Origin of the sequence: Mesorhizobium sp. M1163 (assembly GCF_040318415.1) — a bacterium.
Classification (GTDB): Bacteria; Pseudomonadota; Alphaproteobacteria; order Rhizobiales; family Rhizobiaceae; genus Mesorhizobium.
In genome coordinates this window covers 1-11,930 of the sequence record NZ_JAMYMF010000009.1, presented here as the reverse complement: position 1 = coordinate 11,930, position 11,930 = coordinate 1, and the positions used below count along the sequence as shown (strand labels likewise).

10 protein-coding genes are annotated in these 11,930 nt (G+C 60.6%); 8 read left to right on the top strand and 2 right to left on the bottom strand.

Annotated elements, in window-relative coordinates:
* Window positions 1–136: 136 nt before the first annotated feature.
* The 8 genes from NKH43_RS10750 to NKH43_RS10715 all read left to right on the top strand — a co-directional run bounded on the left by NKH43_RS10750 (window position 137) and on the right by NKH43_RS10715 (window position 9,248).
* A complete protein-coding gene (locus tag NKH43_RS10750) occupies window positions 137–1,048 on the top strand; it encodes a transglycosylase SLT domain-containing protein (protein WP_352806984.1) in 912 nt (303 codons plus the stop codon).
* A gap of 9 nt (window positions 1,049–1,057) precedes the next feature.
* Window positions 1,058–1,792 (top strand): type IV secretion system protein, encoded by a 735-nt coding sequence (locus tag NKH43_RS10745; RefSeq protein ID WP_352516255.1) that lies wholly within the window; start codon window positions 1,058–1,060, stop codon window positions 1,790–1,792.
* Window positions 1,793–1,975: 183 nt separating this feature from the next.
* Complete coding sequence (locus NKH43_RS10740; RefSeq protein ID WP_352516254.1) at window positions 1,976–3,019, top strand: TrbL/VirB6 family protein; 1,044 nt, start codon at window positions 1,976–1,978, stop codon at window positions 3,017–3,019.
* Window positions 3,020–3,091: 72 nt separating this feature from the next.
* Complete coding sequence (locus tag NKH43_RS10735; RefSeq protein ID WP_352547726.1) at window positions 3,092–3,805, top strand: VirB8 family type IV secretion system protein; 714 nt, start codon at window positions 3,092–3,094, stop codon at window positions 3,803–3,805.
* Window positions 3,802–4,599: a TrbG/VirB9 family P-type conjugative transfer protein gene (locus NKH43_RS10730; protein ID WP_352516253.1), complete on the top strand. Its 798-nt coding sequence runs from the start codon at window positions 3,802–3,804 to the stop codon at window positions 4,597–4,599. The genes NKH43_RS10735 and NKH43_RS10730 overlap by 4 nt, the downstream gene beginning before the upstream one ends.
* Window positions 4,599–6,062: a type IV secretion system protein VirB10 gene (virB10, locus tag NKH43_RS10725; protein WP_352516252.1), complete on the top strand. Its 1,464-nt coding sequence runs from the start codon at window positions 4,599–4,601 to the stop codon at window positions 6,060–6,062. Before NKH43_RS10730 ends, virB10 begins: the two co-directional genes overlap by 1 nt.
* The gene (virB11, locus tag NKH43_RS10720; RefSeq protein WP_352516251.1) at window positions 6,059–7,084 is read left to right on the top strand and encodes a P-type DNA transfer ATPase VirB11; all 1,026 of its coding nucleotides are present in this window, start codon (window positions 6,059–6,061) and stop codon (window positions 7,082–7,084) included. The genes virB10 and virB11 overlap by 4 nt, the downstream gene beginning before the upstream one ends.
* A 13-nt stretch (window positions 7,085–7,097) precedes the next feature.
* Complete coding sequence (locus tag NKH43_RS10715) at window positions 7,098–9,248, top strand: type IV secretory system conjugative DNA transfer family protein (protein ID WP_352621698.1); 2,151 nt, start codon at window positions 7,098–7,100, stop codon at window positions 9,246–9,248.
* A gap of 105 nt (window positions 9,249–9,353) precedes the next feature.
* On the opposite strand, the gene NKH43_RS10710 is transcribed toward NKH43_RS10715, so the two are convergent.
* Window positions 9,354–9,602 (bottom strand): DUF982 domain-containing protein, encoded by a 249-nt coding sequence (locus NKH43_RS10710; RefSeq protein WP_023723202.1) that lies wholly within the window; start codon window positions 9,600–9,602, stop codon window positions 9,354–9,356.
* Window positions 9,603–9,642: 40 nt separating this feature from the next.
* Window positions 9,643–11,295, bottom strand: coding sequence for an MFS transporter (locus NKH43_RS10705; RefSeq protein ID WP_031195547.1), 1,653 nt, complete (start codon window positions 11,293–11,295; stop codon window positions 9,643–9,645).
* Window positions 11,296–11,930: the final 635 nt, after the last annotated feature.

Here is an 11,930-nt window from a genome sequence, read left to right as displayed (position 1 = left end):
GCGGCAAGAGGACGAGCAGCACAGCACGAAGTCGGATGAAGCGAAGAAGGACGAAACCGACAGGAAGAAAAGCGTCGTCTGCACCTATTCGAACAAATACCGCTCACAGATGTTTCGCCGGTCCCCGGCCGACGCGTTGCAGCGCGACGCGGGCAACGTGAAAATGATCCGCTATTACGCGCAAAAGTACGGCGTGCCCGAAGGCCTGGCGCTCTCCGTCGCCTATCAGGAATCGCGCTTTGACACGTGCGCCGGGAGCCACACCGGCGTCAAAGGCGTCATGCAGCTGACCAAGGGCACCGGCAAGTCCATGGGACTGGACCGCGACGTGAACGAGCAGAATATCGAAGGCGGCGTCAAATATCTCGGAATGGGGGTGAAGCAATGCGGGGCGACAAATTACAGCTGTCTCGCCTCCTTCTACAACGGATCGAACGCAGGCGAGCAAAACCAATGGGCCGGCGGCGTCGGCCGTTGGAACAGTTACTTCAACGACTATGTGTCGAGCGGCAAGGCTCCGGCCGCCGCGCCGGCACCATTCTCGATCGTGACGGCCGACGGCGCCGGCGGCACGGCCCAGGACGCGGCCATGGGCACGGTCAGGAAGGCGGCTGGCGGCCTTGATGCAAGCTCATCGCAGATGGGCGCCAACTATGCGGCGATTGACGCGCTAGCGGGCAACGTTGGCCAAGTGACGGAATACAAGGACGCTTGGGAGCTGAACTCGTCGGCTCGTGGGATCAACGCCGATGTCACCAACCAGTACCTCGCCAATGCGGGGAATTTCACTGGCCTGCTGGCTCAACTTCTGTCGTTGCAGAACGTTCAGGCATCGCAGTCGGCCAAGCTGGTGCAACAGCCGAAGAGCGGTTCTCCAAACCCGTTCTCTTGCAATCCCGCGGAACTGGAATGGTTGAAGATCGATCGCGGCCGGTGGCTACCATGCGCGGTTGAGAATGCAGGGACAAGCTCAGCCGACAGCCGCTCGATGATCATCACCACTGACCCTGCTGGCGCTGCCAGCGTCATCGATTCTCTGCAGCAATAGGAGGCTGACATGACGAAATTCGCAATTGCCGGCAGTCTGGCGCTTTGGGCAAGCACGGCCCACGCACAGATTGCCGTCATCGATGGCGCCAATCTCGATGTCGCCCGCAAGAATGCGGACAATACCAACTCCATCATGGATTCGAACAAGGATATCCTGAAAAAGAGCGACGAGATCCTGCAGGCTCTCAGCGGCAGTCGTGACGGATCGCTCGGGATCGGACAGATGGGCCTTGGCGGCAATATGTCGATTGCCCAGGCGCCGTCGTTCGGATCGATCCTGAACGGCGGGGCTCTTTCGTTTGGCGGCCTTTCGCCCGAAATCCAGAAAATCGCCGGCGCCGTCATCAACGGGCTCCAGCTGGTGAAGCAGCTCCAGCAGATTGCCGGCAAAGAGACGAGCGCCGTCAACACGGCCTATGGCGGCAGCGTCAACGTGGCCTCGCTGCTAAGCGCGCTGACTTCGCAGGCCTCGCAAGGTGTCACCCAGCGCCAACGGTCCCTGCAGTCCGCGAGCGGGCAGATCGGGCAGTCACAGGACGTCAAGGGATCGGTGGACCAGAACACACGAATGCAGCTGGAAAACGCGCGCGCGGTCAACGAACTGATCGGCGTGCAGAACGGTGCGGTCGCGGCCCTGAATGAGAAGCTGAAGGGAGATCTTCTTCGCCAGAGCCAGGTGCAGAAGATGATGACGCCGCGCACCGTCAATCCATTCGCGGAATTCGGCAAGAGCGGGGGCTGAGCGCTTGTCGAGGCGAGTCCTGCGCATATGCGTTGTGATTGGGCTCGGCGCGGGGCTTTTTGGATGCGCTAATCGCGAACTGAAAGCTCCGTGCGGGCCTTTGGCGTATGCCCACACCGACGAATGCGGCGCGCTGAAGCCGGTCAATTCAACGCCGTTCGCCAGCATCATTGACGAGGATCCATGAACGGTCTCGCCGCAAGCATCCTCGGTGGCATTGACAACATCGGCGAGGACTTCGTTCGCACCGTCTATATGCAGTTGGGCAATGCGATGGGCAACGTCTTCACGCTGATGCTGACCCTTTATATCGTGTGGTGGGGCTATTCGATTTTGAGCGGGCGTGAGTCGATTTCGCCAATCGAAGCGGCCTATCGCCTCGGCCGCGCCGTCATCATCTATCTGCTGCTGACCAGATGGGGGACATTTTCCGCGACGATCTATCAGCTCGTGCAAAGCATTCCAGACGAGGTCGGTAAGGTGATCGTCGGCGCCGTGTCGCGGGCCACCGGCAATCAGCTCAGCGATCAGGCGGCAATTCCAGCGCTGATCGACAATCTCTACCAAGGGGCGCAGGACGTCGCCAATCAGGTCTATAGCGGATCCTTCTATGACATTTTTGGCGCGCTCTTGTCGCTGCTCGTCCTGCTGTCTGCCATCATCTTCGCAGCGCTTGCCATTGCCGCGATCATCGCCGCCAAGGTGATGTTGTTCATCACGCTGGCCTTGGCGCCGATATGGATCATTCTCTGGCTTTACCGATGGTCCTCGCGCATGAGCGAAGGCTTCCTTTCGCTGAGCACCTTCCTGATGATCCAGCAAGTCCTGATCTACGGCTTTCTCGGTTTCTACTTCTCGCTCGTCAACGCGGCGCTGAACACCGCCACGTCCGGCGGAGCGACCATGGACAGCAAAATGTCGCTGGTGCTGCCGCTGGTGCTGGTGACGATCATCGGGATCTACGTTCTCATGCAGATACCTTCGATTGCTTCGATCCTGAATGGCGGCGGGTATCTGAGCACCGTGGGAGCATACAATCCTTATAGAAACTTCGGCAGAAACGCCGTGCGCTATTCCGGCGCGCGATGGGTCGCAGGCCGCGCCGCTCGCGGCGCCCGACAGCTCGCGGCAAACAGTTTTCGATCTTCGCGAGCAGCTAGGGCGGATGCCGCAACCCGGTCCGCCATCCAGCAAGGTGCGCGCGATAACTCCAGGCCTCTGGCCTAGGACACAAGAACGATCACCGATCGCGGCGTGGATCAGAATGCGTCGCGCAAACGAGGCAATAGTAACGTGACAATGCCAGTGGAAACGGCTGCCGACCGCAGCAGCGAACTCGTCGACAAGCGCTATTACAGGGCGGGCGCGACCTGGGAAGACGACACGCACCGGTCAATGCGTCGATCGCGTACATTGGCCTGGATCATCAGCGGCGTTTCCGGACTGGTGGCGGTGCTGTCTCTGTTGGCGCTCGTGCTGATCCTGCCGCTCCGGCAGTTCGAACCGTATGTTGTCGAGGTCGACAAATCGACGGGCTACCTCGAAATCATGCGCGCGCTGAAGCCTGGAGATTTGTCGCAGAACGAAGCCGTCACGGCGGCCAATCTGGTCCGCTATATCAGGGCCCGGGAAACCTACGATTCCCGTGAACTGAAACAGAATTACGACCTGGCCCAGCTCTACTCCACCGACGCGGCATCCAAGGATTTGACGTGGCTTTATACGCCTGCAAATCCACAATCGCTGGACAAGATTTTTGGCCGCAATGTCACTGTCTCGGTCGAGATCAAGTCGGTTTCCCTGCTCAATCGCAACACAGCCTCGGTGCGCTTTGCCACGACGACGCGGCGGGACAATTCGTCCACCACCGACGATTGGGTGGCGGTGATAAAATTCCGCTACACCTCGACGCCGCTGAAGAACGAATGGCGTTTCGACAATCCGTTGGGATTTCAGGTTACGGACTACCGCCGCGATCAGGAATCGGCGCCCGCTGCGGGGAGCCTACAATGAGATGGCGCGTGGGCCTTGCGCTGTCGGCCGCCTTTCTGCTCGGCACAATGCACGACGCGGCCGCACGCGACGGCCGCATCCGATACGTCACCTTCAACAATGACGACGTGACGTCGGTGCGCGCAGCTCTGGGTATTTCGACGATGGTCGAGCTCAGCCCGACCGAAGTCATCGAAACCGTGTCGGCTGGCGACACGAAAGGCTGGTCGATCATCCCCAAACGCGGATCGCGATTTCTGTTCGTAAAGCCGCTGGAGCGCGATGCGTGGACCAACGTCAACGTCGTCACCAACCGGCGCGTCTATTCCTTGCTGCTGCAGGCAACCGACAATAGCCGTGACCGGGCATCGTTCCAGGTCCGGTTCAAATACCCGGACGAGGATATCAACGCGCGCCTGCTCTCACAGGCCAAAGAGAGCGCCGCCGATCCGGATTTGAAGGACCTGAACTATGCCGATCTCAATTACGACTATGCCTACAAGGGTGACGACAGCCTGAAGCCGCGTACCGTATTCGACGACGGCACGAAGGTGTTTCTGGAGTTCAAGGGTGACATTCCGGCGATTTTCGTTGTCGACGACAAGCGCCATGAGTCGCTGGTCAACGTTCGCACGCAGGGCAAATACACAGTCATCGACAAGGTCGCGCAGCAATTCACCTTGCGGGCCGATGGCAAGACGCTCTGCCTCTACAACCGGGCGCGACCCAACGCCATCGATCCGGTCGAGCAAGTCTACGGTCCAACGAAACTGACAGGCGGTTCCACCCTGTTCGGATCCAGCGGAGGGCGGTGATGACCCAGATCGATTATAACCAGCTGGACGGCAGCCCGACGGTCGCGCGCCGCGGTGCGGGCGTGGGTACCAGGATCGCCCTGGTCGCCCTCGGCGTGGTGCTGGTTGGCGCGTTGATATGGCTGAACTGGCCCCGGGAGCCGGTATCGCGCGATGTTCGCAGCGACGGCGAGGAAAACTTCAACCCGCCCGAATTCCGCCCGCCGGCGTTGAACGAACCGCCGCAACCTGCCGACGGCACCATCGAGCAGATTGTGGTGCCGCCACCGGCCGCCGACCAGAGCGGCGCGCAACAGGCTACCAATGTCGATCAGACCGTGCAGGAGGGCGCGGATCTCGATGCGCAGCGGCGCGCGCTGGAGGCGCAAATGGCGGCAGAGGAGGCTCGCCGCAAGGCCGAGGCGGAAGAAGCCCGCCGCGAAGCCGCGGCAGAGGAAGAGGCTCGCCGTAAGGCAGAGGCCGCCGAGCGCGAAAAAGCGGTGTGGGAACGCCTGCGCTCGAACCAGATGGTGACGAATGATCAAACCGGCTCGACGGATGCCGGCGCCCAGGCGGCGCAGGTCGAGATCGCGCCCGACGGTCAGATCATTCCGGTCCCCGGCGCCGACAGTGATCCCAACAAGGCATTCCTGGCGCAGTCTGAGGCAAGTTCTTCCGGCATCGTCAAAGCCAGGGTCTTCCGACGCACCGATGCGTTGATCCCTGAAGGCACGATCATTCGCGGCTATTTGGAAACCGCGATCAACACCGACCTTCCCGGTGCCGTGCGCGCTGTCGTGCGTGAGGATGTCTTCTCGCTCGACGGCAGGCGGATCCTCATTCCGAAGGGCTCGCGCCTGACCGGAGAATACCGCTCGGGGCTTGCGCGCGGTCAAAAGCGTGTTTTCATCGTCTGGAGCAGGGTCATCCGCTCGGATGGCATTTCCGTCGACATCAAATCGCCTGGTGCCGACGCGCTCGGCCGCGGCGGCATGGGCGGCCGTGTCGATACGCACTGGGCTGCACGGTACGGCAACGCCATCATGCTTTCCGTCGTTGGCGGAGTCTCTGAATATCTGTCCTCGCTTGGCGATAGCGGGCAAGATGGCCAACAGCGCCAGGTGTCGACAATCGATCCCGTAACAGGTGAGACCACGACCCTAACTTATGGTGGCAATGGCTCGCAGCGCGACGCCCGCAGCATCGCGTTTGATAAGTCATCGACCGCCTTGCAGCAACTCGCGCAAGAGGCGTTTCGCGACACGCAGAACATTGGCCCGACAGTCTACGTCGACCAGGGCACATCGGTCGTCGTGCTGGTGCGGCGAGATCTCGATTTCTCGGACCTATACGCCGATCCCGTCCAGGAAGAAGTTGCACGCCTGAAGGCAGGTGGGCGGCCGAAGGCGGCGATCGATCCGACGCCTCTCTACGGCATGCCGACGGATCATTTTTATTCCGGCTATGGGAGCCCGGTGAAATGAATGCCGTGCATCCCCTCCCTGACCCTTGGGCGAGAGCCCCGGTCCTGCGTGCTCATCTGGAACCGATATGGGCCTATTTGACCGAAGATGCGGTGTCCGAGATTGCGATCAACAGGCCGGGTGAATTGTTTATCGAACGCCTCGGCGCGAAGGAAATGGAGCATGTCGTCAAGCGCGAGGTCACGCCCGGCTGGATTAGGCATATCTCGACGGGTGTCGCCTCGGCGACAAATCAGGTCATCAACGAAGAGAAGCCGGTCCTGTCGGCCGCTCTACCCTCGGGTGAGCGCATCCAATGCATCTTGCCGCCGGCGGCTCCCGAAGGCGGGGCGATTTCGATCCGCAAGCAGGTCATCATGGATATGAGCCTTGCTGCCTACAAGGATCTCGGCGCCTTCGAGGACACGGCAATGGGCAGCGGCCTTGCGCTTTCAATCGAAGAAAAGCGACTCGTCGAGATGTTGCACGACACGTCGCCAATGGACTTCCTGCAATACGCGGTGCGCAACCGCGTCTCGATCGTGGTTTCAGGCGGCACGTCAACCGGCAAGACGACTTTCTTGAATGCGCTCTTGAAGGAGATCCCGGCCCATGAGCGGATCATCACGATCGAAGACACCCGCGAACTGAGGCTGCCGGCTCCCAACAACGTCACCTTGATAGCCTCGAAGGGCGACCAGGGGCTTGCCAAGGTCTCCGCCCAACAGCTGCTCGAAGCCTCGCTTCGCATGCGGCCCGACCGTCTGCTTTTGGGCGAGTTACGCGGCGCTGAAACCTTCGCGTTCCTCCAGGCGATCAACACCGGCCACCCGGGTTCGCTCACGACCGTTCATGCCAATTCCGCCCGGTCCGCCTACGAGCGGCTGGCGCTCATGGTCATGCAGGGCAGTTCGGGCCTCTCACGAGGCGAAATCCTCGGCTATCTGCGCGAGGTCATTCCGGTGGTCGTCCAGATGGTCCGCACCGAAGGCGGACGGCGCGGCATCAGCGAGATCAAGTTCACCAAGGCCGAGACAATCTAGCGGGGGCCTATCCATGCAGAAAATCGCAACTGCAATTTTCATGGTGCTCATGGCGATGGCCCTGGGCGCCCTGGTCTTCACCGTCGTCTATGCCGCGACAGATTGGTTCAGGACTGGCTCCCGGGTCCTGTTCGACCAGTTGAACGCCAATCCCTTGCCCGTCGTTCGTCTGGCCTGGGCAGATACGATAGCGGGGAATGTTAGCCGGGTACAATACGCCGTCGCCGCAGGGGCATTAGGGTTTCTTGCGCCGCTGGTCGGCCTGTTTCTCATGCGCCCGAAAAAGCGCAACGACTCTCGCTTCATGACTATGAGCGACGTATCAAAAACCGGCCTGACGAAAGTTGGCGGCGTCTTCGTCGGTCGAGCCGGCGGCAGGCTGGCCGAAATTCTGTCGCCCGGCCGCGATCAGCGCTCCGGCAAGATCCGCTTGACCCAGCGCAAGCTGATCGGCGGCAAGAAATTGTGGATTGATGGCGATGATGTCGGCGGTTTCGTCATAGGACCGCCGCGCTCCGGTAAAGGCACGTCTCTCATCATCCCGAACGCCTTGACCTGGCCGCATTCGCTCGTGGTTCTCGACCTGCGGGGCGAGACCTATGCGGCGACTGCCGGTTACCGTTCAACCATCAGCCGCGTGGTGCGTTTTGCGCCGGCTGATCAGGACGGCAATACCGCATGCTACAATCCGATGGACTTCATCTCGCTGGATTCGGCGCAGCGCGACATCGACCTTCGCAACATCGCTGCGGCGCTGTTTCCGCGACCGCCCTCAAATGCCGACCCTTATTGGGTGAACGACGCCCGTCTCCTTTTTACCGGCATAGCATCCTTCGTCATGGAATCGCCGACGATCCCAAACCAGAAAAAGACCTTTGCCACAATCCTCGAGATCATGAACGGTGCCGAGCAGCCGCTCCTGGAATTCATCGGCTCGCTGCGCGAGGAACGCCGCCGCGAATGTTCGCATTTCACATTGCAAACCCTGCTGCCCTACTTTGAGATGTCTGAGCGGCAGTTCTCCGGAATCTACGCCGGCGTGCGCACCGGCATGGCCCCCTTCCTCAACGAGCGCCTGATGCGAGCCACCTCGCGCAGCACGTTCGATATTCGCAGGCTCAAGCGGGACCGGATTTCTCTCTATCTCGACGTGCGCCGCGAGCAGATCACTTCGCTTGGACCGTTGTTCAACGTCCTGATCACGCAGATGATGAACTTCATGTCGGAAAGCCTGCCGCAGCCGGCCGAGCATCCGGTACTTGTGCTGCTCGACGAGTTCCAGAACCTCGGCAAGCTGGAGAACGTCACCGAAATGGCGAGCGTGCTCGGCGGCAACGGTGTTTCGATGTGGTTTTTCGTGCAGTCGTTGAAGGCTGTAGGCGAGATCTATCGCCAGGAAGGGCGCAAGACGCTCATTAATGCCGCTCGCGTGCAGATCTTTTTCGGCGCGCAGGATGCTGACGATCTGCGCTACGTTTCCGAGCAGCTCGGCGAAAGGTCGGACGTGCAAAAAGACGTGACGCGCACCAAGGCGACGTTGTTCGACACTTATTACACGCGCTCGGAGCACCGCAAGGAAGTGCGGCGGCCGCTCATGCGGCCGGACGAAATCCGCACGCTCGACAAGAACAAGGTCATCATATTGCCGCGCGGCGAGCTGCCGATCCTTGGCACGCGCAATTTCTATTTCGCCGACGGCCAGCTCGCCAAACGCGCATTCATGCCCCTGCCCGCCTCTACCGACGCTTCGCGCACGAAAAGACCTGCGCTGGACGCTTCCGCGGCGGTTCCATCTCCTGCGCTCCCGACGATTGTGCCGACAGCACCGGCGTACCGCTCAGGCCTCTTGCAGACGCGCCTACGGCGCGGCGCAACATTTGCCGCAAAAGCCGGCCGTATGGCTCCGCCGCGGGGCCGGCGCACAATCGTCAAAGAACGGCCGAAAGCAAGCGACACTGCAGGTGTGCCACCTTATGCCGCCATAGATTTTTCCGCGTTGGCGGCCAAAGCGGTGACAACACGCATAGCGCCAGAAAAAGAAGCGGCGGTTGCGGCTATCCTAAACAAGGTGCGATCTCTCCGAGCCCACGCATCCGACACCGAGGCTTTCGATCGAAATTTGAGCGTCGTCGAAGATACTTTGCCTGATGTAGTCGACGGGTAGGAACTGCTGCGCCCTGCTCGTGTCAGATAGAAGAGCGGCAACGTCATGCCTCAGGCCTTCCGTATCAGCCGCCAGTTGCCGGGCGGTGCCGCTTGAGCACTCCAGTCAATCGCAGCGTAGAATCTTTGCTTCGCGCGCGACCGCGACGAAAGCCCTGCGGGCGGCGGGTGGATGAAGCTCACCTCGTATAACCTTCAGACAGGCGTCCATAGCTGCCCTGTGCTTCTCCGTCTGACGACCACCAAGATCCCGCAGCAGGATGGAGGCCGCATCATTAACATCGAACACGGTGCGTTCTGTATAGCGGCCAATCTGAATCACAACTGGCCTCTCAAATCTTACCAAGCCGGTCATCTACCCTCACCCTTGAAACTCTATCAACAACAGCCTGCGATCACCGGCGGAAGAAAAATCGCGTCGGTTGATCCCGCTTGCGGGTTGCCCCGGTCGGCCGCTCAATCGAAAGTTTAGTAAGAGGTGGGTTTCCACCCATGTTCAATTCGAGCAGACGTTGGTCCAATTCCTTGTCCGCCGCTGTGAGGCGATGGTTTAGGCGCAGATAGTCCATCCAGGTCGGCGTGCGGAAGGTTTCTGTCCAAAGCGAGGAATCCTGAAGATCGCGCTGGAGGTTCCAGTGCCTGGCGCCGACGCGGCTTTGCACCCGCCGTCGTTCCTGCATCTGATCGAGGAAAGCTTCGACGTTTGCCTCCGGTATTGAGTACTCGATCTTGATGACGATCGGGCCGCTTCTCGGCTTCAGGTCGAGAGCGAGTTGCGGTGTCTCGAAGCCAAAAGGATCCTGATCAGAGTCTTGCCATTGACGGATCGGCAACAGGAACCCGGTGGCCGCGACCATCAGTAGCGCAGCAGCTGAAATCTCCAGGGCTGAGGCAAGCGAATAGTTCTCAGCCACCGTACCCCACAGCCAACTGCCGGCCGCGATACCACCCGACGAAAGGGCATAATAGATCGAGAGCGTGCGACCAACGACCCACCTTGGGCTTGCCAATTGAACGCTTACGTCGAGCCCCGTCCAGGTGACCACCCATCCCGCGCCGCCGAGCGCCAGCGCAATAGCCGCCACTGCCACTGAAGACGTGAGAGCAAGAGATAAACAACACGCCGCGCAAGCAATGCATGCCAGTATTGTCAGTCGCTCCTGGGAGAGCGACCGTCTCAAAACATTGTTGCAGATGCCGACGCACAAGGCGCCGGTCCCGAAGCCAGCCATCAGGATGCCATAAACGATCGGTCCTCCGCCTAATTGATCGCGGGCAACGACAGGCAGGAGCGCGAGTATGGAGATGCTGGTCAGGCCAAAAAGCGCGCCACGCGCGATTGCCGCCTTGATCTCCGCCGATAGCGCCGTGAAGCGCGCTCCGTCATGAATGGCCGTGGTCAATGGCTCGCGCGGGAGGGGGGACGAGCGAACATCCCATTTGCGGCGCCCTATGGTCCACAGCAGCGCTAGATAGGTCAGCGTCGCCACAGCGAAAGCTGTCAAAGGTCCAAAGGAGGCAACGACAATGCCACCAAGCGCCGGACCGACGCTTCGAACAGCGTTATATCCAACCGAGATGAGCGTAACCGCGGCTGGAACTTCGCGTTTTCGTAAGATGTCGCCGACCGACGCGTGCCAAGCGGGATCGGTGAAAGCGGCGCCCGCTCCGGCCAAACAGCTGAATGCAAGAACCATCCATGGATTGAAAATTCCCAAGCCTGCAAGAACCGTCAGCATCGCCGAGGACAGCGCTATCACGGACCAGCCAGCGAACATCAGATTGCGGCGGCTGAAATTATCAGCCAGGGCTCCGGCGATGATCGACAGGATGAATGTAGGCAACGTCGTCGAAGCCTGCACCAAGGCGACCATCACGTCGGAAGTCGAAATGGTCGCCATCAGCCAACTGATGGCGACAGTTTGAATTAGCCAGCCAAAGCTGGACACCTGCGTAGCAAGCCAGATCGATCGGAAAGTTGCATTCTCGAGCGGCGCAAATGTCGCCGACGAAGCTGGAGTCGCATCTGCGGGCGCCACCCTGCTCATTGGGTTGAGCCCTCCCCTCGGTCTATCGGTCGCGTTTAGAGGTGCCCTCCCGGCGCAGGTGCCCGTGGAGGAGTAGCAGCATGAGCGCATTTGCTAGGGATAGCGCAAGACAATTCTTCACCGCCGGCGCTCTGGCCGAAGCGATTACTTGGTCTGGAAGAAAAGGCGGATGCAGCCTGACCGCAAATCGGGCATCGCACCGAGTTTAGGAATTGCCGCCTTCGGGAAGGAGACCTTCATTCCGCGCGGGAAACGATGCCCATGGAAAGCCTGGGACGACGGCGCCGATTTCTATCAGAGAGCTGGCCCGCAGCGGATTCAACGAAGCCGGGCCACACCTACCTAGCCGCCTTGATGCACGGCGATAAGCTTTTGACGGCCTGAAGCGACGCTGTGGTCGCCGTTGCGGTGCTTTTCCACGCGCCTCGTCAGGCGCCGGGATTGCTCCGTCGTGATGGCAGGCGGGGGTTTGCAGGTTGCGGTCGACGGGTTCGTTTCGGGGCGTCTGCCCCCATCGTTATGTCGCGAGTTGGGGGATGCGATCGAGGACGATGCGCAGGATGCGCTGGTCGGGGCACGATGTCGGCAGGTGCAGGCGGATTTGCGATTTCATCTCGACCACCCGCGCAGCGATT